At 46.1% G+C, this 25,096-nt stretch carries 21 protein-coding genes and 1 riboswitch; of the genes, 15 read left to right on the forward strand and 6 right to left on the reverse strand.

What is annotated here, in order from left to right:
* The first annotated feature begins 144 nt into the window (after positions 1–144).
* The 3 genes from SporoP37_RS11210 (at position 145) to SporoP37_RS11215 (ending at position 2,662) form a co-directional block, all read left to right on the forward strand.
* On the forward strand, positions 145–1,218 hold the full coding sequence (locus tag SporoP37_RS11210) for a C45 family autoproteolytic acyltransferase/hydrolase (protein ID WP_085430979.1): 1,074 nt from the start codon (positions 145–147) through the stop codon (positions 1,216–1,218).
* Positions 1,219–1,301: 83 nt separating this feature from the next.
* Positions 1,302–1,436, forward strand: coding sequence for a hypothetical protein (locus SporoP37_RS17605; RefSeq protein ID WP_255414228.1), 135 nt, complete (start codon positions 1,302–1,304; stop codon positions 1,434–1,436).
* The gene (locus SporoP37_RS11215; RefSeq protein ID WP_198160021.1) at positions 1,424–2,662 is read left to right on the forward strand and encodes a YfcC family protein; all 1,239 of its coding nucleotides are present in this window, start codon (positions 1,424–1,426) and stop codon (positions 2,660–2,662) included. The genes SporoP37_RS17605 and SporoP37_RS11215 overlap by 13 nt, the downstream gene beginning before the upstream one ends.
* 140 nt (positions 2,663–2,802) lie before the next feature.
* Here the strand turns inward: SporoP37_RS11215 and queF are convergent, their stop codons facing one another.
* The 4 genes from queF to SporoP37_RS11235 form a co-directional block, all read right to left on the reverse strand.
* Positions 2,803–3,291, reverse strand: coding sequence for a preQ(1) synthase (queF, locus tag SporoP37_RS11220; RefSeq protein ID WP_081243728.1), 489 nt, complete (start codon positions 3,289–3,291; stop codon positions 2,803–2,805).
* A complete protein-coding gene (locus SporoP37_RS11225) occupies positions 3,275–3,856 on the reverse strand; it encodes a VUT family protein (RefSeq protein ID WP_085431782.1) in 582 nt (193 codons plus the stop codon). Before SporoP37_RS11225 ends, queF begins: the two co-directional genes overlap by 17 nt.
* Positions 3,856–4,521, reverse strand: a complete 666-nt coding sequence (gene queC, locus SporoP37_RS11230) for a 7-cyano-7-deazaguanine synthase QueC (RefSeq protein WP_085430981.1) — start codon at positions 4,519–4,521, stop codon at positions 3,856–3,858. The genes SporoP37_RS11225 and queC overlap by 1 nt, the downstream gene beginning before the upstream one ends.
* Before the next feature lie 246 nt (positions 4,522–4,767).
* The gene (locus tag SporoP37_RS11235) at positions 4,768–5,502 is read right to left on the reverse strand and encodes a MerR family transcriptional regulator (RefSeq protein WP_085430982.1); all 735 of its coding nucleotides are present in this window, start codon (positions 5,500–5,502) and stop codon (positions 4,768–4,770) included.
* 194 nt (positions 5,503–5,696) lie between these two features.
* Here SporoP37_RS11235 and SporoP37_RS11240 point away from each other — a divergent pair, with 194 nt between their 5' ends.
* Positions 5,697–6,206 carry a YfiT family bacillithiol transferase gene (locus tag SporoP37_RS11240; RefSeq protein WP_081243731.1) on the forward strand — a complete coding sequence of 170 codons (510 nt, stop codon included), beginning with the start codon at positions 5,697–5,699 and terminating at the stop codon, positions 6,204–6,206.
* Between the two features lie 59 nt (positions 6,207–6,265).
* Here SporoP37_RS11240 and SporoP37_RS11245 read toward each other — a convergent pair whose 3' ends face one another.
* Positions 6,266–7,318, reverse strand: coding sequence for an aromatic acid exporter family protein (locus tag SporoP37_RS11245; protein WP_085430983.1), 1,053 nt, complete (start codon positions 7,316–7,318; stop codon positions 6,266–6,268).
* A gap of 166 nt (positions 7,319–7,484) precedes the next feature.
* Here SporoP37_RS11245 and SporoP37_RS11250 point away from each other — a divergent pair, with 166 nt between their 5' ends.
* The 7 genes from SporoP37_RS11250 (at position 7,485) to SporoP37_RS11285 (ending at position 15,792) form a co-directional block, all read left to right on the forward strand.
* Positions 7,485–7,958, forward strand: coding sequence for an immunoglobulin-like domain-containing protein (locus tag SporoP37_RS11250; protein ID WP_085430984.1), 474 nt, complete (start codon positions 7,485–7,487; stop codon positions 7,956–7,958).
* Positions 7,959–8,010: 52 nt separating this feature from the next.
* Positions 8,011–8,730 carry a sulfite exporter TauE/SafE family protein gene (locus tag SporoP37_RS11255; RefSeq protein ID WP_085430985.1) on the forward strand — a complete coding sequence of 240 codons (720 nt, stop codon included), beginning with the start codon at positions 8,011–8,013 and terminating at the stop codon, positions 8,728–8,730.
* A gap of 159 nt (positions 8,731–8,889) precedes the next feature.
* Positions 8,890–10,008 (forward strand): glycerate kinase, encoded by a 1,119-nt coding sequence (locus SporoP37_RS11260; RefSeq protein WP_085430986.1) that lies wholly within the window; start codon positions 8,890–8,892, stop codon positions 10,006–10,008.
* 77 nt (positions 10,009–10,085) lie between these two features.
* Positions 10,086–11,513: an alanine/glycine:cation symporter family protein gene (locus SporoP37_RS11265; RefSeq protein WP_099662781.1), complete on the forward strand. Its 1,428-nt coding sequence runs from the start codon at positions 10,086–10,088 to the stop codon at positions 11,511–11,513.
* Positions 11,514–11,793: 280 nt separating this feature from the next.
* Positions 11,794–11,970, forward strand: a riboswitch (cobalamin riboswitch).
* 197 nt (positions 11,971–12,167) lie between these two features.
* The gene (locus SporoP37_RS11275; RefSeq protein ID WP_369821979.1) at positions 12,168–14,351 is read left to right on the forward strand and encodes a ribonucleoside-diphosphate reductase subunit alpha; all 2,184 of its coding nucleotides are present in this window, start codon (positions 12,168–12,170) and stop codon (positions 14,349–14,351) included.
* Positions 14,339–14,776, forward strand: a complete 438-nt coding sequence (locus SporoP37_RS11280; RefSeq protein ID WP_081243737.1) for a flavodoxin — start codon at positions 14,339–14,341, stop codon at positions 14,774–14,776. Before SporoP37_RS11275 ends, SporoP37_RS11280 begins: the two co-directional genes overlap by 13 nt.
* Positions 14,755–15,792 carry a ribonucleotide-diphosphate reductase subunit beta gene (locus SporoP37_RS11285; protein WP_081243738.1) on the forward strand — a complete coding sequence of 346 codons (1,038 nt, stop codon included), beginning with the start codon at positions 14,755–14,757 and terminating at the stop codon, positions 15,790–15,792. The genes SporoP37_RS11280 and SporoP37_RS11285 overlap by 22 nt, the downstream gene beginning before the upstream one ends.
* 802 nt (positions 15,793–16,594) lie before the next feature.
* Here SporoP37_RS11285 and SporoP37_RS11290 read toward each other — a convergent pair.
* On the reverse strand, positions 16,595–18,139 hold the full coding sequence (locus tag SporoP37_RS11290) for a succinyl-CoA:acetate CoA-transferase ScpC (protein ID WP_369821928.1): 1,545 nt from the start codon (positions 18,137–18,139) through the stop codon (positions 16,595–16,597).
* A 409-nt stretch (positions 18,140–18,548) separates the two neighbouring features.
* Here SporoP37_RS11290 and SporoP37_RS11295 point away from each other — a divergent pair, with 409 nt between their 5' ends.
* The 4 genes from SporoP37_RS11295 to narI are packed head-to-tail and all read left to right on the forward strand — an operon-like array spanning position 18,549 to position 25,073.
* A complete protein-coding gene (locus SporoP37_RS11295) occupies positions 18,549–22,223 on the forward strand; it encodes a nitrate reductase subunit alpha (RefSeq protein ID WP_081243740.1) in 3,675 nt (1,224 codons plus the stop codon).
* Positions 22,213–23,823, forward strand: a complete 1,611-nt coding sequence (gene narH, locus SporoP37_RS11300) for a nitrate reductase subunit beta (protein ID WP_081243741.1) — start codon at positions 22,213–22,215, stop codon at positions 23,821–23,823. The genes SporoP37_RS11295 and narH overlap by 11 nt, the downstream gene beginning before the upstream one ends.
* Positions 23,816–24,385: a nitrate reductase molybdenum cofactor assembly chaperone gene (gene narJ, locus SporoP37_RS11305; protein WP_081244840.1), complete on the forward strand. Its 570-nt coding sequence runs from the start codon at positions 23,816–23,818 to the stop codon at positions 24,383–24,385. The genes narH and narJ overlap by 8 nt, the downstream gene beginning before the upstream one ends.
* Positions 24,378–25,073: a respiratory nitrate reductase subunit gamma gene (gene narI / locus SporoP37_RS11310; RefSeq protein ID WP_085430987.1), complete on the forward strand. Its 696-nt coding sequence runs from the start codon at positions 24,378–24,380 to the stop codon at positions 25,071–25,073. The genes narJ and narI overlap by 8 nt, the downstream gene beginning before the upstream one ends.
* The last annotated feature ends 23 nt before the right edge of the window (positions 25,074–25,096 follow it).

Consider the following 25,096-nt stretch of genomic DNA (forward strand, 5'->3'; position numbering starts at 1 on the left):
GATAGTTTCTATTTTACTGTCTGATTCAGTAAAATAGAAAACTGCATCCGGAGTTTTTGGAATATTTTGTTTAAAAGTTATTCTTGAATAGTTATTTTGCGTGATAGAGGAATCGGACAATAAAAAAACTGAAGTTGGATAAACATGAAAATTTTAAATTTGGGCGGTTCGCCGTATGAGATTGGTTTTAGTCATGAAGAACAAGCCAAAAGTGAAGTGGCGTCCAGTATAACTGCGTATGAAAAATTATTTTATAATAATGCAGACATCACATGGAATCAGGCAAGAGAGATGGGGAAAAAACATTTACACGCTATCGAAAAAACGAACGTTGATTTAATTGAAGAAATGGAAGGGCTTGCAAAAGGTGCTTCTGTAGATTTTGAAGACATTCTAGTATTAAATGCACGAAGTGAAATTGTATTAACGCAAAATAAAACAGACGGCTGTACAAGCTTTGCGATCGTGCCCCCTAAATCAGAGTACGCATTCTTGGGCCAAACTTGGGATTGGACTTCGGCTCAATCTAAAAGTCTGATTATGACGAAGATTACTCAGCAGAACGGACCGAAAATTCACATGGTCACGGAAGCAGGAATCATTGGAAAAATCGGCTTGAATGAACACGGACTGGGCGTTTGCCTGAATGCTTTACGTTCAAACCTCAAATCAGATGAACTGCCGATCCATCTCGGTTTAAGAGAAGTGTTAAATTCGACGGACATTGAGGAAGCGAGAAATAAAGTAGTAGATGGCAAGCTGGGGTCTTCAGCGAACTTTTTAATGGCTCAGGCAAAGGGCGATGTTCATAAAGCGATAAACTTGGAGCTGTCTCCGAATAAATTTGGCGAAAAGGTCACCGAAGACTCGTATCTTTACCATACAAATCACTTCTGTTCAAAAGCTGTTATTGACGATATTGGAAGCGATAATTTAAGTACGGAAGAAAATTCGTATAGCCGAATTGACCGTATGGGGCAGTTAATAAAAAACTCTACGAAAGACAACATCGCAGTGAAGGAACAAGACATAGAAGGCTGGCTGGCCGACCACGAGAATCAGCCAAACTCCATTTGTATACACAAAGTGCCTGGAACGTCAGACTTCACAGATACAATTACTGTCTTTTCGGTAATTATGAACTTAACAAATAAAAGTATGTATTTAAAAGAAGGCCAGCCTTGCCAGCCGATCGATAAACAGCGTTTTAATTTTTGATCACAAAGGTTATAAAAATAGAATTACGTAAGACAAAAGAATATATTCAAGTCCAATCAGATTGATTGACTGAGGAGGATCTCATGGAACAAGAACGCAAAAAAAAGCGTCTGAAATTTGCGATGCCAGATGCATATATCATTATATTCAGCATTATAATATTGGCGGCTATTGCAACCTATCTGATACCAGCGGGATCTTATGATTGGAAACTGTAGATGATATAACAAAAGTAGTACCCAATAGTTATACTGCACAAGAGTCTAACCCTGCCAATTTATTAGATTTGTTTACATCCATTCAATTAGGAATGGTTCAAACTGCAAATATCATTTTCCTGATCTTTATTATTGGAGGAATTATAGCAGTCATTGAGTCAACAGGGGCTATTGATGCCGGTCTGAATAAATTAATAGATAAAACGAAAGGCCGGTATATCGTTTTAATAACAACAGTCAGTGCAATGTTTGGAATTTTAGCTTCTATGGGAGTTGTAGCAAACGCCGTGATCGCCTTTATTCCGATTGGTATCGGTTTGGCGCGATCCCTGAAGCTTGATGCGATAACCGGAGTTGCGATGATTTATTTGGGATATTACTCCGGTATGATTGCAGGCGTTTTTGATCCCACAATATTAGGTTTTGCACAAACAATTGCGGAATTACCGCTCTTCTCAGGAATAGTGCTTCGTGTAATTGTATTTGTAGCGTTAATTACAGTAACTATCCTTTATACAAACAATTATGCAAGAAAGATTAGAAATAATCCTGAGAAATCTATTATGGCTGGTAAACCGTTCGGTGATCATCAGCAAGTTACAGACGGAGAGGAAGATCCTGCAGAGCGTAAAGCTACAAGTTTCACTACTGTACAAAAGCTTGTAATTTTGGCATTTGTCGGATCGCTGGTCTTTTTCGTATACGGAGCCTTCACTAAGCAATGGGGGATTAATGAATTAGCGGGTATCTTCATCATGATGGGTGTAGTAGTGGCAATTATTGCACGCATTAACCCGAATAACTTTGTGAAAATCTTTATTTCGGGTGCACAATCTATTGCATACGGTGCATTGGTGGCAGGTTTGGCAAGAGGTGTTGTCATTGTAATGGAGAACAGGCATATATTGGATACCATTGTAAATATGGTTCTCGTGCCATTGGAGTCGACGACATTATTAGTAGGGGCATTGCTGCTATTTTTATTTAATATGTGCTTTAACCTTCTAGTAACAGCAGGGGATGCGCAGGCAGCTATCGTTATGCCTATTATGGTTCCTATTGTAGATATTTTAGGAATGACCAGACAAACTGGAGTTCTTTCATTTAAGCTGGGAGATGGCTTTACCAACATTATTGCGCCGACTTCTGGGGTGTTAATGGCAGTGCTGCTATCGGCGGTGTCAAGTGGACACAGTGGATCAGGTTTGCGATTCCGCTATTATTAATGTGGATTGTGGTGGGCGTTATTGCGATCACTTATGCGGTCATGACAGGGTATGGCCCATTCTAATTGAAGGAATAATGGAAGAAAGTAAAAAAGCCGGGCACTTGGACAATTTTGTAATTGTTCCGTGCCTGGCTTTTTTTATCTGTTGTCGATATTCTCTGGATACAGATCGTGCTGAAACAGTCTTTCTTTCGCCATCTGTTCAAAAACGGTTCCAGGTTTACCGTAATTACAATACGGATCTATCGAAATTCCGCCGCGCGGGGTGAATTTAGCCCATACTTCAATATATCTGGGATCCATCAGGGCAATTAAGTCTTTCATAATAAGGTTTGCGCAATCTTCATGAAACCCCGGATGATTTCTGAAGCTGAACATATACAGTTTCAATGACTTACTTTCTACCATCTTTACATCAGGAATATAAGAAATGTACACAGCTGCAAAATCCGGCTGACCGGTAATCGGACATAGACTGGTAAACTCCGGGATATTAAATTTCACAAAATAATCATTGTCTTGGTGCTGATTTTCAAATGTCTCTAAAATATCTGGATCATATTCGTAATTATATTTTGTATCTTGATTTCCTAGTAATGTAAGATCTTTTTTATCTTGGTCCCGCATGTTGAATTCTCCTTTCATGTACATCTGAAATGTTTGGTTCGTATAGATCTAGCTTGATCACGACTTGTCTAATTCCGCCTGCAACGAGTAACTGCATCAATACTTTCGCAATCCATTGTCCTAGTATGGCGTACGGCACCAGTTCCCACGGGACGAATTGAAGTCCAAGGGGTCCGATTCCGATGATGACAAACAAACTGGAGTCTAAAAATCCGGCTACAATACCCGAAAAGAGAACTCTTTTTACGAAAGGCAGTTTAAAACGTGTGTAAATTTCGGTATCAGCTGTTTCTGAAACGATAAAACTGAGCGTACTTGCAAAGACGACCCACAATTGATCTCCTAATAAATAACTTGAAAGAGCGGATAATAGGAGTGCGGCGCCAATCAATATGTACGTCTGAAATCTTCCGAATCTATTTTGAACCATGTCTCTCATGACAAGTGTTAATCCAATGAATAGGGTACCATAAGGAATAATGAGCGGTCCGATTTCAAATGGTGCAAATCTTGCTGTAATCACGTTGGCCAGTATAATGGACAGTAAATAAATGGTGATTCGGATCATGAGACACGGTGTCCTTGCATGTACATTTTGAACCCGTCATTCCGCAATGTGCAGGCCGGGCACTCTTTACAGCCGTCACCCATTACGCCGTTGTAGCAAGTTAACGTATTCTCCTGAATATACGCAAGCCGTCCCATTTGATCGGCCATTTCCCAAACTTCCGCTTTGTTTTTCCACATTAAAGGGGTGCTTAACGTAAAGGGGTAATCCATTGCCAAGTTTAGCGTTGTATTCAATGAACGAATAAACTCATCCCGGCAATCAGGATATCCGCTGAAATCTGTTTCACTTACACCAGTAATCACCGTGCTTGCCCCGATTGTTTTTGCATAGATCGCCGCGAAGGAAAGGAATATATGATTTCGTCCTTCTACAAACGTATTGGGCACGCTTCCTTCTTCTGCTGCAATGTCCATATCGCTCCGGGTTAAGGCATTGTCAGTTAATTGATGAAGAACATCCATTTGAATGATCTTTTGTTTAACACCTAAATCCTTTGCAATCTTTCGGGCGCATTCCACTTCCTGCTCATGTCTTTGCCCATACAAAAACGTGACGGTTTCTACTTCGTCGAATTCTTCCAATGCCCATAACAGGCACGTGGTCGAATCCTGTCCGCCACTAAATACTACAATTGCCTTATTCACTTTACATTCCTCCATAGTTTTTATTTTAGAGGGGATGGTTTCGAACCCTCTTCACTCATCCAAACGCCTGCATATGTAAGACGCTTATAATCAGTGATAGTTAAAATATACATGGAAATGGCCTCTTTCACAAGTCGTCGCGGAATAAGGGAATGGCAAATACATCTGCGTTCATATGTTCTTTTCACCTGTTGGAAAACGAGTCAGAGACGTGCGATCGCAGCGCTGACTCGTTTGGTGTTTTGAGGATGAATACAACATTTACTTTTTATGATTGTCTGCGTAGACTGCCATGGCATCACGCATAAATCGGGCCAATCCCTCGCCGAATTGATCAATATTTTTCGTGAAGCGCTCGTCAGCCACATACAGTTCACCTAAACCTTTAAATGCTTCTGGTGAGTAATAATTGCCAGTGCTAGAATTTAAAAAGTGGTACCATTCAGCAATACCTGTTTGTGCTTCAGCAGATTCGGGCGGGATATCTGTAAGTGCCGCCAGCCTGCGAAAAATATCATTCATCTTTTCGCCTAATGCTTCATTTGTAAATGCAGTGTTTGCTTGATCGACAGCCTTATTGCCCCACCGTTTGCGGGCTTCTTCTTCGTAAGGATTATGGCTGAAGTCAAACCCCGCGAATTTCTCTTCGTTTGTCATATCAATCTCTCCATTCATGTGTTTAGTTGTTTTATCGATGGTCGCTATCATCAGATCAATGCGCTCGCGCTTCTTTTGCAGCATCTCCCGTTGAAGCCTGAGCGCCTCGTGCCTGTCAAATGACGGCGCGGTGATAATTTCCTTGATTTCTTTCAGCGGGAAGTCCAATTCTCTGAAAAATAATATTTGCTGTAATGTCTCAAGGTTCTGATCAGAGTAATAGCGGTATCCCGCCTCAGTTGTCTCATCCGGCTTCAGTAACCCGATGTCATCATAATGATGCAATGTCCGCACACTGATCCCGACTAGATCAGCAACTTCCTTTACCTTCATTTTCATCGTTTTAACCTCCTGACAACTCTTATTGTAAAGTGTGACGTAACGTGAGAGTCAATACCAATATGTCGGCTTTAGCTCAAATATTTTCAGCTGTCTTTATATGAAAGTGCTGCTGTGGTAATTTACTGATAGAATAGTTAGATAATACATGTGATAATAGGATAAAGAAAGAATAAGAAAGCGAGGGATATAGTATGGATGTAAAATTTCCAATCGGAAAATTACAGGTGCCTGAACAAGTTACTCAGGAAGATATTCAAGGATGGCTAGGGGAAATTACAACGTATACTTCGCGGTTAAGAGAAACTGTCGATTCATTGAATGAAGAGGAATTGCGAAAAACATATCGAGAGGGAGGCTGGACAGTCCGTCAATTGGTGCATCATATTGCGGATTCCCAGTTGAATATGTATCAGCGCCTGAAGCTGGCTTTAACAGATGATAACCCGACAGCACCGGCCTTTGACCAAGACCAGTGGGCCGTGCAGCCAGATACGGAGCTTCCTGTGGAAAGCTCCATTAAAATGCTTGAAGGAATCAATGAGCGGATTGTTGCTTTAGGGAACCGTTTGACAAACGAGCAGCTGGACCGGACGTTTACTCATGCAGAGAACGGTGAAATATCAGTTGCGGCAAAGCTGGCGAAATTAGCGTGGCATGAGGAGCATCATTTGGCGCACATTACGAACGCGCTGGAGAAGTGATACTGTATATTGGAAACAGGCTTATCGGGCCCGATAAGCCTGTTTTTCTATGTCTGCTTTTATTGTTTGTCCAGTTCATTGTCAGGGTACTTCGCGGCGGAGTGATAATAAAATTGATTCACTGCATGATAAATTGCGGCCAGTTCATACAGGATCATGAACTTCTGAGAAAATGGAGTGCTCGCTGCCTTATTGTCTTTCTTTGCGTTCTCATGGTCAATCCAGAACAGATCCGTAATAGTCTGTAAGTGCTGCTGTTGCTTGTCGTGATTGTATCCTGCAGAATTCTTCAAGTTCTGAGCAAGCTCCGTTACGGCATGCATGATACGATCGCGTTCCGCCGTTGTCCATGAAATGTGCTGCAAAGGGATATGAAGTAACGTAGTGAGATGGTACTCCAAGTTATGTAAAAACAGCAATTGTTCTTCAGCCAGGCGAAAATCTTTATTATTTCCTCGCAACCTAGAAAACAATGTGGATTCATCGCGCTGGAATTGAATGAGCGTTTCTGTTCTTCTGATTACTTCTGTCAGTTGTTGAATGACTGCTTTTTCCTCAGTCCGCTCCCCGTGCCCCTCATATAAGATCGTTCGGAATAGCCGGTCCAATACGGTGCCTGTCCGTTCACTCACCAGTTGAATGTTCTTCGCAATATCTTTTCTGTAGTCAGGCGGAAATACTAACAGGTTGACGGCGGTGGACACGAGCAGTCCTGTCGTCGTTGTGCCCAATCGGATAAAAAATGCGATCAAGTAATTACTGTGGATGACTTCCACCATGGCGACAGCTGTCAATGTGGCAACCAGCAGACCGGCATGCAGTTTAAGTTTATAACAGACTAAAATCGTGGAAACGGCTGCCAAGGTATAGGTAATAGGAGAGTTCCCAAACAGTGTGATGAAAAAAACGGCAAACGCAGAACCGATTGCAGATGCCGGAAATCGTATGATTCCTTTTTTTATGGAATCACTGACAGTCGGCTCAATTGTAACAATGGCTGTGATCACCGCAAATACCGGCGGCCAATTCATCCATTCGCAAATAATGGCCGTCAAAAATATAGCTATCCCTGTCTTCACTATTCGACTGCCGTTGAAATGAAAGGATCGCATACTTTCTCAGCCCCCTATGCCTTCTGTTTCGTATATGTTCTTTAGTATGTACTGTAATACATTATATCATCAACTTCCACCGATACTTCCAGCGTGCCTGAGTCTTGACAGGGGTCAAGGCGCGGACTGCCGGGCGCTTGATAAACTAAAGACAGAGGTGATTATTATGAAAAAGTTCATTCTGTTCACACTCGTCTTTTTATTAACAGCGTGCAGTAACAGCCTGTCCGTTCGCACGCTGGATATTCCTTCTCCGGACCAGGAGCTTCATCAGTCGGAAGCAGGATTGTCACTTTCTATATCAAAAGATATCTATACGGACCCGACACCTGTCTTCGATGCCGAGCTGAAAAATGAAAGCGGAAAAGACTTCGGATATGGTGCGTATTACCGTATGGAGATGCTTGAAGAAGACGGCTGGCATATTATGACCCATTCGGATGCAGTATTTCTCGAAAATCCCGATTTTAAAAACTTCGGGCTGATATTAAAATCAGGAGCCGTGACGCAGCAGACATTCTCGGTTGATATGCTGGGGGTCAAATTGATACCGGGGCAATACCGTTTGGTTAAGACATTTTTAGCGCCAGCAGAACCTTTCTATGAAGTAACTCTTGCAGTGCCGTTTACTGTTGAATAGAATAGGGGCATCCAGCATTCTAGCAGTTAACGTACCGGGTGGGTGATTATAGATGATAGAAGATGCGGGAATACTAATTGTCATTGTGCTAGTGGCTTCGCTGCTGCAGTCGAGTACCGGTTTTGGTTTCTCCATTATCGGAACTCCTTTTTTATTATTGATATACCCTGTACATACAGCGGTTCAAATTAATATTATTCTTTCGATTGTTCTCTCCGCTGTAATGATCGTGAGGATCAGGAGGGAAATAGAAGGCGGATTGCTGATAAGGCTAATAAAAGGAAGTGTGCCGGGATTGGTTTTAGGAATTTTGGTTTATCTGTTTATGGATATCAGGCTGCTGAAAATGTCAGTCGGTGCACTCATTCTTATTTTAACAGCGCTTCTTATTTTCAGGTTGACGCTTGAACGAACGAAACAGAAAGATTTGATTGCTGGCGGGGTTTCGGGATTATTAACGACAAGCATCGGCGTGCCCGGCCCTCCGCTGCTGCTGTACTTTTCCGGTTCCGGAATAGATAAAACGACACTTCGCAGTACCACACTGGCGTATTATCTATTTGTTTATTCAGCCAGTCTGATGATGCAGCTGACGTTTGGCGGGACGGCTAAGGAGGCATGGATTTCCTCGCTGTGGGCACTGCCTTCTTTATTCGCAGGCGTATGGATGGGGCAAGTATTATTTAAGTGGATCAGCCAGAGAACGTTTCAAGTCATTACTTATGTAATTTTGATATGTACGGGTGTTTATTTGATAGTGACAAGCCGTTAGCGGGGCATTTCATGTCCGCGCTGCGCTCATCTGCCGGATACCGTGTACTTAACAGGCTATTTCAATATCAGTTCACCTGAAATATAGATTCTCCATGATATTTCCACTGTATTTTATTTCATTCAATCTGCTAAAATACAAAGAAAGGGAGTGGCGGCCGTGAAGATTGTGATTGCGCCTGATGCATTTAAAGGAAGTCTGCGTGCAGGAGAAGCAGTTGAGGCCATGTATCGAGGGGTGAAAAAGGTATTCCCGCATGCAGAAGTGCTGCGTTTGCCTGTAGCAGACGGCGGTGAAGGAACGCTTTCCGCTTTGATAACGACAACAGGAGGAACGAGTGAGACGGTGTCCGTGCAGGATCCGCTCGGCCGGATAATTAATGCCTCGTTCGGTGTGCTCGGTGACCAAGAGACGGCAGTCATCGAAATGGCACAGGCTTCCGGTCTGATGCTGCTGGCGGAGGATGAGCTGGATCCAATGAAAGCGTCTGCATATGGTACAGGACAATTGATTCGTCATGCGTTTGATCGGGGCTTCCGCAAGTTTATCATCGGTCTCGGCGGCAGTGCGACAAATGACGGCGGGACGGGTCTGCTCGAGGCTCTCGGTGTCCGTTTTCTGTCAGAAGGCCGGTTACTGCGGATGAATGGTGCAGCACTTTCGTCAATTGATAGCATCGATCTGTCGCAGCTGGACAGGCGCATACTTCAGGCGGATATACGGATCGCGTCCGATGTGGAGAATCCTTTTATTGGTGAGCAGGGGGCATCATTTGTGTTTGGTCCGCAAAAAGGGGCGGATGCGGATATGGTTCTGCGTTTAGATGAGGGGCTGCAGCATTTTGCTGATGAAACCGAACGGCTGACAGGGATTCGCCTGCATGATCTGCAAGGTGCAGGCGCTGCTGGCGGCTGTGCAGGTGCATTGATTGCTTATGCAGGTGCACGTTTGGAGAGCGGAATTGATGTGGTGCTGAGTGCAATTGGGTTTGTCGAATCGCTGATGTCTGCCGATTTTATTTTGACCGGAGAAGGCGCGACAGACCGGCAGACTCTGGCCGGTAAAGCACTGATGGGGATTGCGAAGGCAGCGAAAAAACATGGTGTGCCGGCAGTTGTGATTTCAGGATCTGTGGAAGAAGAGGCGCGCGAAGAGCTGCAGAAGTGGTTTACTCAACTGCATTCACTGGACGACGGATGTACGCCGTTATCAGAACTGATGGAAAACGCGTTTGGGCTATTGGAATGTAAAACAGCGGTTGTGATGCAGAGCATGTAAAAAGTAATAGGTTATTTATCTCTGATGTGCATAGGAGACAGGCTGACAGGGTATAGCATACACAAGGAGGTGGTCGGATGTTTCAAGATGCTTTGGACTGGCTGGTAGGGCCAGCGAATAATTTTATTTGGACATATGTTTTGATTGGACTATTATTACTGGCGGGTTTGTATTTTACGTTTCGTACGAAATTTGTACAGGTGCGATTATTTCGTGAAATGTTCCGTCTGATTGTAGAGAAGAAGAGCAGTAATGACGGAGTATCGCCGTTTCAGGCATTCACAATCAGTGCAGCGTCGCGTGTAGGGACCGGTAACGTGGCAGGGGTGGCCCTTGCGATCGGTATCGGCGGCCCGGGTGCTGTATTTTGGATGTGGGTGATCGCGTTAATCGGCATGGCGACGGCATACGTTGAAAGTACACTGGCGCAAGTGTATAAAGTGAAGGACGGCGAAACATTCCGCGGAGGGCCGGCGTATTATATGGAAAAAGCGCTTGGCTGGCGGAAGCTTGGTATTGTCTTCGCTGTTTTACTGACCATGAGTTTTGGGTTCATTTTTAACTCCGTGCAATCGAACACGATCAGTCAGTCGTTTACAGATGTATTCGGCATTCCCGACTGGGGTGTCGGTATTGGCCTGATTGTTTTGACTGGGTTTATCGTCTTCGGCGGCGTAAAGCGTATTGTAAAAGTAACACAGACCATTGTCCCGGTAATGGCGACGTTTTATATTATCGTGGCATTGTTTATTGTCGTTATGAATATTACGCAGGTTCCTGCGATGATTGCATTGATTTTCCAGCATGCATTCGGTCTCAAGGAAGTCATGGGCGGCGGGATCGGTATGGCTATCATGCAAGGTGTGCGCCGCGGTCTCTTCTCCAATGAAGCGGGTATGGGTAGTGTACCGAACGCCGCAGCCACGGCGAACGTATCACATCCCGCGAAACAGGGGCTTGTACAAAGCCTGGGCGTATTCTTTGATACGATCATCATTTGTTCTGCAACTGCCTTCATCATCTTGCTTGGCGGTCTGTATGAATCAGGCGAAACAAACGGTATTCTTTTAACACAGGCATCAATGGCTGTACATGTAGGCGCTTGGGCACCATACTTCATCGCCGTAGCCATCATGTTCTTCGCATTCAGTTCCATCATCGGGAACTACTACTATGGCGAAACGAACATAGAATTCATTAAGGCAAACAAAGCATGGAAATTAGTTTATCAAATCCTGGTACTCGCAATGGTCTTCTTTGGAGCCGTTGCAAAAGTACAAATCGTATGGAACATGGCTGACCTGTTTATGGGACTAATGGCCATCATTAACCTGATCGTCATACTGTTACTCGGCAAAGTCGCCTTCAAAGTACTCGACGACTTCAGCAAACAACGAAAAGCAGGCAGAAACCCCGTATTCAAAGCCGCGAGCATCCCGGACTTAAAGGGAGCAGAATGCTGGGAAGAAACAGCTGAAGAAGCGGAAGAGCGGCTGCGACTGTGAAGTGATAAGAGGCAGATTGTAAGGAGTTAGTTTTTTAATTTTGCTTCCTGAATCAGTAATCAAGTGGAAAGATTTTAAAACATTATTTTCAAATGCTGAACGTTCACACAAACTATTTAGTCAAGAAGTAAAAAGTTTGATATACTATAAAATGCTGAATATCAAAAGTCGAATCGTAGTTCAGAAGATAGATTCTGAACTTCGGTTCGATTTTTGTTTTGCATGTTTGAACACAACATGTTAGGGTTATATAGGAAACAATATACTATATATAGTGTATAACGGTAATTAGATGAATTGGTACCCAACAAGTTTAAAAGGGAATCCGCGAAAAACGGAGCTGCCCCCGCAACTGAGGGCACGGACGACTGTCTTAGTAAATCCACTGCTTCGGCGGGAAGGAAAGATGGAAGGAAGATGTGCCAGCCAGTAGACCTGCCAATCGTCTCAGCAAAACATTCTTCGGGGTTGGAGAGTGAAAGCAAACAGCAGTGTTTTTTTGCCTGCCTAAACCTTTCTACTATCTGCCATACGTCAGCTGTCGACTCCCGATTTTATTGGGAGTCTTTTTATTTACCGCAAAACATCATCACTCAACTAAAGGGAGCGGATATAATGGCTATTATTCAAGAAACAGTCGGACTTCAGCTATTGATGGAAAATTTACAAGAGGAATTTGGAAAGAAGCAAATTGAGCCATTGATCGAAGCGAGTGAGAAATTTCAGCAGCGTCATCCCGCGAGTTCCGCTGCGGAGTGGACGAATGCGATGGTGCTCGAATCATTGAGCCGTATTGATGAAGCAAATGCGTATTGGACATTCGTTGCTGCACGTATTTATTTATTCGACGTCTATGCGAAACAAAAAACCTTGCGCGGTGCAGATGTTTATGCCGATTTTGCGAAAAATGTAGAACGATTAGTGGAGCAGGGACTTTATACGCCTGTTCTGACGGAGAAATACAGCCGGCAGGAGCTGCAGGAAATCGGCAAATTGATCGACCCTGCGCGCGATTTATTATTCACTTACATCGGTTTGAAAACATTGGTGGACCGTTATGTAACGGTGAATTTCAAAAAGCAGCCGGTCGAGCTTCCGCAAGAACGCTGGCTGATCATAGCGATGACGCTGATGCAGGATGAAACGGAAGATCGCATCCATAAAATCGGCGAAGCATACTGGGCGATGAGTAATCTGTACATGACGGTGGCTACTCCCACATTATCAAACGCAGGGAAAATGCACGGCCAGCTGTCGAGCTGCTTTATCGATACAGTCGATGATTCACTGCAAGGTATCTATAGCAGCAATACGGATATCGCGAATCTGTCGAAATTTGGCGGCGGCATCGGCGTCTATATGGGGAAAGTCCGGTCCCGCGGTGCTTCCATTCGGGGATTTGAAGGCGCGTCCAGCGGGGTGCTTCCGTGGATCAAGCAGCTGAACAACACGGCAGTAAGCGTCGATCAGCTTGGCCAGCGCCAAGGGGCAGTGGCAGTTTATCTGGACGTATGGCATCAGGATATATTCACATTCCTCGATCTGAAGCTTAATAATGGCGATGACCGTTTGCGTGCCCACGATATTTTCACAGGCGTTTGCCTGCCGGATTTATTCATGGAAAAAGTGGAGTCACGTGAAGACTGGCACCTATTTGATCCGCATGAGGTCCGTGTAAAGATGGGCTATTCATTGGAAGATTTCTATGATGAAACAAAAGGGCAGGGAACATTCCGTGAAAAGTACGAAGAGTGTGTCCGCAATGAAGACCTATCCAGAGAAACGGTTCCGGCGATTGAGATTATGAAACGAATCTTGCGCAGCCAGCTTGAAACAGGAACGCCATTCATGTTTTACCGCGATGAAGTAAATCGGATGAATCCGAATAAACATGAAGGGATTATTTATTCTAGTAATTTATGCACAGAAATATTGCAAAATATGTCAGCTAGTACACATGAATCGGTTACGCTGGAAGATGATCTGGTTGTCACGCGCACGAAGCCTGGTGATTTTGTCGTCTGTAATTTGTCATCGATTAATTTAGGAAAAGCAGTTCCAGCGGATGTATTAGAGCGCTTGATTACTATTCAAGTCCGTATGCTCGACAATGTCATCGATCAGAATAAAATTCCGGTGGTCCAGGCGCAGCGTACAAATGCGCGTTACCGCGGAATCGGTCTAGGGACATTTGGCTGGCATCATTTACTCGCATTGAAAAATATCCAATGGGAATCTGATGAGGCTGTGGAATATGCGGACAAGCTTTACGAAAATATTGCATACTTGACGATCAAAGCGTCAATGGAATTATCGAAAGAAAAAGGGGCATATCCATTGTTCGATGGGTCGGACTGGCAGACAGGCGAGTATTTCGAACAACGTGAGTATGATTCCAACAAATGGCGTGAGCTGCGAATGGACGTAGCTATTAACGGTATGCGTAACGGCTACTTAATGGCAGTCGCACCGAACAGTTCCACATCCGTCATCGCTGGCTCAACAGCGTCCATCGACCCGGTGTTTAAGCCGTTCTACCATGAGGAGAAAAAAGATTATAAATTACCGGTTATCGCACCGGATTTGGATCATAACACGTATGATGTATACCGCCGTTCTGCGTATATCGTTGATCAGCGCTGGTCCATCAAACAAAATGCCGCCCGTCAGCAACATATCGACCAGGCGATTTCGTTCAACATCTATGTTCCGAACACCATCCGTGCATCTGTCATTCTGGACCTGCACTTGCAGGCGTGGAAATCGGGCATGAAAACGACATACTATATGCGTTCAACCGCAGCTGAGATCGAGGAGTGCGAGTGGTGTCATTCCTGATTGCCTACGCATCCTGGAGCGGCAATACACAGGAAGTGGCAGAGTTAATTACAGAAAATCTGGAAAGTGAAGGCATCGAAGTCGATACACATCGTATCGGCCTCGGTGTGATTCCGGATATTAGCGAATACGACGCGTTCTGCATCGGTTCTTTCACCTGGGAAAAGGGCGCAACACCGGATGAAGTCAAAGATTTCGTGGCAGACATCGGCTATAAGCCCGAGCCTGTCTACGTCTTCGGGACGGGGGACACACAGTTTGGAGGCGACGAGCTATTTTGCAAAGCTGCAGACAAACTTGCAAAATTCTACCACTCTCCCTTTGAACCATTAAAGATTGAACAAAGCCCGCGCGGCGTACAAGAACAAACAGTTATGAACTGGACGAAAGGAGTGCTCGACCATTGGCGACACTTACACGAGTAAAAGTATTGAACCCGGCAAATCCGAATAAAGCGACAGCAATATTCGGCGGGGAAGCAAGCGGCATCTTGAACTGGAATGACCTCGCGCACCCGCATTTCTATACACTGCGTCAGCGCATCCGTTCTCTTTTTTGGACAGCAAATGAAGTAGACATGACGCAGGACGTCAAACAGTTTGCAAGTCTGACTAAAGAAGAGCAATCTGCATTTCTGAAAATCATTGGTTTGCTTGCGACACTGGATGGTCCGCAAACCGTCATCGCAATGAAAATTGCAGACTTTACAACAGATCCTTCCGTCAAGTCGATTATGGCAACGATTGCCGATCAGGAAAGCGAGCATAATCACAGTTATGCATACGTGCTGTCATCAGTCACAAATCTTGACAAGCAGATGGAATCTTTTGAGATGGGCCGTACAGATGAAGTGTTAATGAAGCGTAATGAACGGATTGTAGAAGTTTACAATGAATTTGCAGAGAATCCGACGATTGAAACAGTACTAAAAGCAATGGTCTACACCACGCTGCTTGAAGGACTCTTCTTCTACAGCGGCTTCGCATTCTTCTATAATTTGGCGCGTCATCAGAAAATGGTCGGCACATCTACGATGATCTCCTATATCAATCGTGACGAACTTCAGCACGGCAAAGCAATCAGCGACATCTTCCGCGCAGCACTGGCGGAAAACCCTGAGTACAATACGGATGAATTCACGGAATGGATCTACGACCAATTCCGCCACTCCGTAGAACAAGAAGTCATCTGGAGCCGCTATGTACTTGGTGACATCGATGGTCTAGAAATGGATGAAATGGAAGGCTACGTAAAATACCGCGCCAACAAAATGCTGCGCATGCTCGGCCTGAGCGAAATCTATCCCGAGTTTACAGACAACCCAATGAAGTGGATCCGAGCGTACGTTGACAACTTCGACGACACGAAAACGGACTTCTTCGAGCAGACAAGCCGCCAGTATGTGAAAACCAGTGATTTAAATGGCTTTGATGATTTGTAATACGTAAGAGAAAGCGGAATCCGTAAAGGGTTCCGCTTTTTTGGTGTGTAGGGAGGAGAGGGGGAAGGGCGTATCCGGATTCGCTCATACTACTTTCGCAAGCGCTCATAGTCACCCCGCGTGCGCTCATCCCGCCTTCGCAACCGTTCATAGTCGCCCCGCATGCGCTCATACTACTTTCGCACGCGCTCATAGTCACCCCGCGTGCGCTCATACTACTTTCGCACGCGCTCATAGTCGCCCCGCGTCCGCTCATATTGCCTTCGCAAGCGCTCACAGTCACCCCGTGTGCGCTCATCCCGCCTTCGCAAGCGCCCCTAGTCACCCCGCGTCCGCTCATACTGCCTTCGCACGCGCTCATAGTCACCCCGCGTCCGCTCATCCCGCCCCCGCAAGCGCTCATAGTCACCCCGTGTCCGCTCATCCCGCCTTCGCAAGCGCCCCTAGTCACCCCGTGTCCGCTCATCCCGCCTTCGCAACCGGTCATAGTCACCCCGTGTGCGCTCATCCTGCCTTCGCACGCGCTCATAGTCGCCCCGCGTCCGCTCATACTACTTTCGCAAGCGCTCATAGTCGCCCCGCGTCCGCTCATATTGCCTTCGCAAGCGCTCACAGTCACCCCGTGTGCGCTCATCCCGCCTTCGCAAGCGCCCCTAGTCACCCCGCGTCCGCTCATACTGCCTTCGCACGCGCTCATAGTCACCCCGCGTCCGCTCATCCCGCCCCCGCAAGCGCTCAATCAAAAAAACAACGCAAAAAAAGACAAGCGGACCTAAGTCCGCTCGTCTTCATAGTTATGAAATTATTTTTGTGCTTCAGCAGCTTTGTGCATTGTCTTGTTTTTTGCAAGATTTACGTGCCAAGATAGGGCTTCTTCCAGAATGTGTGGAGTCTGTCCGCCAACTTGTTCACATGCTCTGTTGTAGTAATCGCGCAGCTCTTCCTTGAAATCAGGGTGAGCACAGTTTTCAATCAACAGTTCTGCTTTTTGTCTTGGAGCCAGGCCGCGAAGATCCGCATAACCTTGTTCCGTTACAATTACGTCTACGTCGTGCTCCGTGTGGTCCACGTGAGAAGAGAAAGGTACGATTGATGACACGTCTCCGCCTTTTGCGTAAGACTTCGTAACGAAAATCGCGATGCGCGCGTTACGAGCGAAGTCACCAGATCCGCCAATACCATTCATCATGCGTGTTCCAGCAACATGTGTAGAGTTAACGTTTCCGTAGATGTCCAGTTCAAGCGCCGTGTTGAAGGAAATAACACCCAAACGACGAATTACTTCCGGGTGGTTTGAAACTTCTTGTGGACGGAAAACTAGCTTATCGCGGTATTTAGCGATATCGTCCTGGAAGCTGTCCAAACGCTTTTTAGAAAGTGTTAATGAAGTCGCAGAAGCGAATTTCACAACGCCGTCATCGATCAAGTCGAAGATTGCATCCTGAAGAACTTCAGAATATACTTCGATGTCTCTGAATTCAGATGTTCTCATGCCGTCAAGAACAGCGTTTGCTACTGAACCAACACCTGATTGAAGAGGAAGAAGTGACTCGTCCATGCGACCCAATTTGATTTCGTCACGGAAGAATGTCAGCAAGTTGTTTGCAATCTCCTGTGTCTCTTCATCTGGAGGAACGATAGGGGACGGAATATCTCCCTGCTCTGTAAGAACGATACCGCGTACCTTTTCAGGATCCACTTTGATTCCAGGTGTACCGATTTTATCTGTCACGCTGAAAACAGGAATTTCTTTGCGGTCGCCCTGGTATTCAGGAATATAGATATCATGCAAACCTTCAAATTCAACAGGAGCATTCACATTCAATTCGATGATAACATTCTTCGCTTCCTGAACAAAAATAGGGGAGTTACCAACAGAACCAGTCGGAATAATCTGACCATCTTCTGTAATTGCAGCTGCTTCGATAATTGCATAGTCAACAGGGCCGATTACGCCTTGACGAATCCATTCAGCTGTATGAGAAAGATGCTGATCGATATAGAATGACTCACCATTGTTGATTTTACCGCGCATTGTCGGGTTACCCTGATAAGGAACGCGTAAATTAATTACGTCTGCTTCAGCCATCAGCTGGTCAACGTTTGGCCCCATGGAAGCACCGGTGAAAACGTTTACTTTGAAGTCTTCTTTTTTACCTCTTTCAGCCAATGCCAATGGAACCGCTTTCGCGTCCCCGGACAAAGTAAAGCCGCTCAGACCCAATGACATTCCATCCTCGATCCAAGAAGCTGCTTCTTCTGCTGTTACAATTTTGTCTTTTAGTGCTTCACAACGAAGTACTTTATTTAGTTCGTTTGCCACGGTATTATCCACCTTACCTTTCATTTTGTATATAATTCTATCAGTTATCTGAATAAAATCAACATAATATTAAGAGAACTATACTTAATTTCCCACTCTATGAATAATTACACTAAAATCAAATGGCAAGCGGGTAAAATAACAGAGTTGTTGTGAACGCCGGCAGTAAGCGTTTCCCCTTAAATTCAAATATACAAAGGGTGTTCTGTGGACGGGAATAGGGAAAACCCTTATGGAAAGACCTGTTAAAACACGTATAATTATCAAATATAAAGATAATAAATTGTAATTAGTTGAAACGTCCTGTGATACAAAAATGAAAATAGGGAATTCCCTTAGTTTATATTCAGATTAATCAGTTTGTTTTAGGGTACTGTGAGTAATAGGTTTGTTTCATTTACTGCTACATTCTGAGAAGGAGTGGAAATGTTCGATGAAAAAGAGATTCGGATTGAATTATTTTAAACCTGTCGAGAGTTATTCCGGAAGCTGGTCGGTGCTGGAAGAAAAGAGCCGTGATTGGGAAAATATGTACCGTCAGCGCTGGTCACATGACAAAGTGGTGCGTACTACACACGGCGTAAACTGTACAGGTTCCTGCAGCTGGAAAGTATTCGTCAAGAACGGCATCATCACGTGGGAAAATCAGCAAATAGATTATCCTTCCTGCGGTCCGGATATGCCTGAATTTGAACCCAGAGGCTGCCCCCGCGGAGCTTCATTTTCCTGGTATGAATACAGTCCTTTGCGCGTGAAGTATCCTTATATAAGAGGGAAGCTGTGGCGCATGTGGAACGAAGCTTTGCAGGAAAAGAAAGATCCCGTGGAAGCTTGGACATCCATCGTCGAAGATCCAGAGAAAACTAAAGAATATAAAAGTGCGCGCGGTAAAGGCGGCCACGTTCGGATTCATTGGCGTGATGCAACGATGCTGATCGCGGCGCAGCTCATCTACACGGTACAAAAATACGGTCCGGATCGCGTAGCGGGATTCACGCCGATTCCTGCGATGTCGATGGTCAGTTACGCGTCAGGTGCACGTTTCATTTCATTGCTTGGCGGCGAAATGCTCAGCTTCTACGACTGGTATGCGGACCTTCCGCCTTCCTCTCCGCAAATCTGGGGTGAGCAGACCGATGTTCCGGAATCAAGTGACTGGTTCAATGCCGGTTATATCATTATGTGGGGCTCCAACGTGCCGCTTACCCGGACGCCAGATGCACACTTCATGACAGAAGTCCGCTATAAAGGAACGAAAGTCGTTTCGGTGGCACCGGATTATGCAGAAAGTGTTACACATGCGGATGACTGGATCGCGGCAAACCCCGGAACGGATGCAGCTGTAGCACAGGCGATGACACATGTTATATTGGATGAATTTTATCAGAAACGTAAAGAGCCGACATTTTTAAATTATGCGAAACAATATACGGACATGCCGTTTCTGATTTTATTGGATCCGCATGAAGATTCATATAAAGCGGGACGGTTCCTTCGTGCCAGCGATTTAGGGCAGCAGGATGCACACGCCGAGTGGAAACCTATGCTGTTTGATGAAGCGGCAGGCAAAGTGATTGTTCCGAACGGCACGATGGGACAGCGCTGGGAAGATGACGTTAAATGGAATTTGCAGCTTGAAAATGAAGACGGCACTTTTGTAGAGCCGGCATTGTCCATTGAAAAGCAGGCGGACAGCTGGGAAGAAATTCATTTCCCTTACTTTGATAACCGGGGCAACGGCACATTCAAGCGGCCAATTCCTGTAATGAAATTACAGCTTGCAGACGGCACAGAGCGTCTGGTCGCGACAACATATGATGTCATGCTGAGCCAATACGGCGTCAACCGCATTGACAGTGAATTGGAAGCGACAGGATATGATGATGTAACTTCTATATATACTCCAGCCTGGCAGGAGGCTATCACTAATGTGAAGCCTGAACTAGTTACGCAGATTGCGATGGAGTTTGCGCAGAATGCGATTGATACCGGCGGACGTTCGATGATCATCATGGGAGCGGGCATCAATCACTGGTTCAACAGTGATACGATTTACCGCGCGATATTGAATCTTGTCACGCTGACAGCTTCGCAAGGCGTCAACGGCGGAGGCTGGGCGCATTATGTCGGACAGGAGAAATGCCGTCCGATTGAAGGATGGAGCACCATTGCATTCGCAAAAGACTGGCAAGGGCCGCCGCGTCTGCAAAACGCGACGTCATTCTTCTACTTCGCTACGGATCAGTGGAAATACGAGGAAGCGGGTGCCGATACACTTATGTCGCCGCTCGGAGGAAAAGCCAGATATCAGCATCCTGCTGACTATAACGTACTCGCAGCACGATTGGGCTGGCTGCCGTCTTATCCGCAGTTTAATAAAAATAGCCTGCAGCTTGTCGAAGAAGCCGCAAAACTTGGCAAGACAGAACCGAAGGAAGTGGTCTCGCACGTTGTTGACCAGCTGAAATCGGGAGAACTGCAATTTGCAGCGGAAGATCCGGATGCACCAGAAAACTTCCCGCGTTCCCTGTTCGTCTGGCGCTCGAATTTAATTTCGAGTTCGGCAAAAGGGCAGGAATATTTCATGAAGCATTTGCTAGGGGCGTCAGACGGCCTGCTGGCTACGCCGAATGAAGATATGAAACCAGAAGAAATGGTCTGGCGCGACGAAGTGGAAGGTAAACTGGATTTACTGGTGGCGCTTGATTTCCGTATGACAGCAACGCCGCTCTACGCAGATATCGTTCTGCCGGCTGCTACATGGTACGAGAAAGTGGATCTGTCTTCTACGGACATGCATCCATTCGTCCACCCGTTCAATCCGGCAGTCAATCCGCTGTGGGAATCAAGATCAGACTGGGATATTTACCGCACAATTGCGCAGACGTTCTCAGAATTGGCGAAGATCCATTTGCCGGGCGTCTACAAAGACTTGGTCACGTCGCCGTTAGCACATGACTCCATTCAGGAAATTGCGCAGCCGTTTGGTGAAGTGCATGACTGGAGTAAAGGGGAAATTGAGGCGGTACCGGGCAAAACAATGCCAGGCATGACGATTGTAGAACGGGATTACACCCAAATTTATGACAAATATATTACGCTCGGACCTTTATTGTCCACAGGCAAGACAGGGGCGCACGGCGTCAGCTTCTCTGTAGCGGAAGAATACGAACTGATGAAAGGCATCAACGGCGTCTATGATGACGATACCGTAAAGAGCGGCTTGCCGAAGCTGTATACGGCGAAGCACGCAGCGGAAGCGATGCTGACATTGTCCTCCGCAACGAACGGCCGTGTATCGCAACGTGCATTTGAAGCGGCGGAGCATGATACGGGTGTAGAGCTGAAAGATATTTCAGCAGACCGCGCAGCGGAGCGCTTCACATTCGCCAATATTACCGCGCAGCCGCGTGAAGTGATTCCGACGCCAGTATTCAGCGGTTCCAATAAACTTGGACGGCGCTACTCACCGTTTACAACGAATATTGAGCGTCTGGTGCCTTTCCGGACACTGACCGGCAGACAGCATTTCTACGTCGATCATGAACTGTTCCTTGGATTTGGAGAAGCATTGCCGATCTATAAACCGACCTTGCCGCCATTTGTCTTCGCGGACCGCGATGATGAAGTCAAAGGCGGACAGGATGCCCTCGTCCTGCGCTATCTAACACCGCACGGCAAGTGGAACATCCACTCGACTTACCAGGATAATCAGCACATGCTGACATTGTTCCGCGGCGGCCCGACGGTCTGGCTGTCCAATCTCGATGCAGAAGAGCATGGAATCGAAGACAATGCATGGCTTGAAGTATATAACCGGAACGGCGTCGTCAACGCACGTGCCGTCGTCAGTCACAGAATGCCAAAAGGTACGATGTTCATGTACCACGCACAAGACAAACACATTCAGATGCCGGGCTCGGAAATTACCGAGCAGCGCGGAGGAAGCCATAATGCACCGACGCGTATCCACATGAAGCCGACTCAAATGGTAGGCGGCTATGCACAGCTCAGCTATGGATTCAACTACTACGGGCCGATTGGTAACCAGCGTGATGTCTACGTCGCAGTCCGTAAGATGAAGGAGGTCAACTGGCTTGAAAATTAAAGCACAAGTTGCAATGGTGATGAATTTAGACAAGTGTATCGGGTGTCATACGTGCAGTGTTACGTGTAAAACGACATGGACGAACCGCGAAGGTGCCGAGTACATGTGGTTCAATAACGTAGAAACAAAACCGGGAATCGGCTATCCGAAACGATGGGAAGACCAGGAGCTCTATAAAGGCGGCTGGCAGTTGAGAAAAGGTAAGCTGGAGCTGAAATCAGGCACGAAGCTGTCGAAAATCGCGCTCGGAAAAATCTTCTACAACCCGGATATGCCGGAAATGAAAGATTACTATGAGCCGTGGACATATGATTACGAGAAGCTGACGTCAGCGCCGGATCAGAAGCATACGCCGGTAGCTCGCGCAAAGTCTGTTGTGACAGGCGAATATATGGATCCTGAATGGGGTCCGAACTGGGAAGATCAGCTGGCGGGCGCGCATATCACAGGACCGACTGACCCGAATATTGAGAAAATCGAAGAAGAAATCAAATTCAACTTCGAGCAGGCATTCATGATGTATTTGCCAAGACTATGTGAACACTGTCTGAATCCGAGCTGTGTGGCATCTTGTCCTTCAGGCGCCATCTACAAGCGTGACGAAGACGGAATCGTTCTGGTCGACCAGGAAGCATGCCGGGGCTGGCGTTATTGCATGACCGGCTGTCCGTATAAGAAAGTCTACTTTAACTGGAAAACAAATAAAGCAGAGAAATGTACATTCTGTTTCCCGCGTGTGGAATCGGGATTGCCGACAGTATGTTCTGAAACATGTACAGGCCGGATCCGTTATCTGGGTGTTCTGCTCTATGACGCAGACCGCGTGCAGGAAGCGGCTTCCACGCCGGACCCGAAAGATCTTTACCAGGCACAATGCGATTTGTTCCTAGACCCGAATGACCCGGAAGTGATCGCACAGGCGATCAAAGACGGCATTTCGGAAGACTGGATTGACGCAGCGCAGAACTCGCCGGTGTATAAATTGGCGATAGAGTACAAGCTTGCATTCCCGCTGCACCCGGAATACCGTACACTGCCGATGGTATGGTACGTGCCGCCGCTCAGTCCGATCATGAACTACTTTGAAGGTAAAGACTCCATCAAAAATCCGGACATGATTTTCCCGGCTATCGAAGAAATGCGCATTCCGCTTCAGTACTTGGCGAATATGCTGACGGCTGGAGATGTGGATACAGTGAAAGGAGGCCTGCAGCGTATGGCGATGATGCGTTCATACATGCGTGCAGTTTCTTCCGGCAAGGATTTCGATGAAACAAAACTGGAGCGCGTTGGACTGACTGCGCAACAGACAAAACAGATGTACCGCCTGCTTGCGATTGCGAAATACGAGGACCGATTCGTCATTCCGACATCGCATAAAGAAAGTCAGATGAACGTCTACCGTTCCCAAGGTTCCGCGGGGTATGACGGCATGGGCACGTATGGCGAACAAGCGCCGGCTTCCAATCCGTATTCATTCTCTGTGATGGGCTCAGATGGAGGCTGTGACGGCTGCGGCCCAGCGTCGCCAGGAGCGCCGGTGAAAACAGGGAAGGAAATCTACCAGGAGAACTTCTATGGGGGGATCTGGCGTGATTAATCTTGATTTGCTATATGAAAAGAAACAGATCTTCGGCTTTTTCTCCCAACAGCTGAACTATCCGGAGAAGCTGACGTTCCATCCAGATATGTGGAATGAATTCGTGCCAGATAATGCTGCAGCTTATGATGAGCTGCAGCTGTACTGGGAAACGATGCAGACGTACAGTTTAGATGAAATACAGGAGATGTACACGTACACCTTTGATTTCCAAAAAGATGCCACGCTGTTTATGACATACGTAAAATTCGAGGACTCGAAAGAACGCGGTCAGACGCTGGCACAGTTGAAAGTGCTGTACGAAATGTTCGGGCTTGAAATGCCGGACGAAGAACTATCCGACTTGCTTCCATTAATGTGTGAATTTATTTATGCAGCGGAATGGAAGGGAGATCCGAGAGCACAGCATAGCTTTTCTATGCTGCTCGCGGTAATCGAGGACGGTACATACTTTTTAATGAAAGCTTTGGAGAAGTATGAAAGTCCGTGGGTCCATTTGATCCGTGCACTGCGTGAAACATGTAAATCATGTATTCAACGGGAGGTTTCCGCTAATGACTAGTCAATTTTTGTGGATCATTTTTCCTTATGTCTGTATCGCAATATTCATTGTAGGGCATATTTTCCGTTACCGTAACGATCAGTTCGGCTGGACGGCAAAATCGAGTGAATTCATTGAAAAGAAGCAGTTGATGATCGGCAGTCTGCTGTTCCATATCGGAATCTTTCCCGTTATTTTAGGTCATGTGGCAGGGCTGGGAATTCCGAAAGAATGGACGCGGGCAATGGGGATCAGCGACCATATGTACCATATTGGTGCGGTGTGGGGCGGCGGTTTTTTCGGCGTCGTGACACTGGCGGGGATGATTATTCTGACATCCCGCCGTTTTACGAAAGCAAATGTACGGAAATTGTCTTCCCGTTCTGATTTAATCGTCAATTCGTTTTTGCTGTTTATCGTCTTCATTGGTGTCTACAGCTCGCTGATCACGAACACGATGACACCTGGCTTTGATTACCGTGACACGATTTCAGTATGGTTCCGCTCCCTATTAATTTTCAGGCCGGAAGCAGCGTATATGGCATCTGTTCCCATTGCGTTCAAACTTCATGTGTTAGCAGGGTTTCTGATTTTTGCAATGTGGCCATTTACGCGTTTGGTTCACGTTTGGAGTGTGCCGTTGAATTATGTAGGCAGAAGTTATATTCTATATAGAAAACATCAGCCGACCAAGCAGACACCCCGATAAGCGAATGATGAATATTAGGAGAT

Origin of the sequence: Sporosarcina sp. P37, from assembly GCF_002109365.1 — a bacterium.
Taxonomy (GTDB): Bacteria; Bacillota; Bacilli; order Bacillales_A; family Planococcaceae; genus Sporosarcina.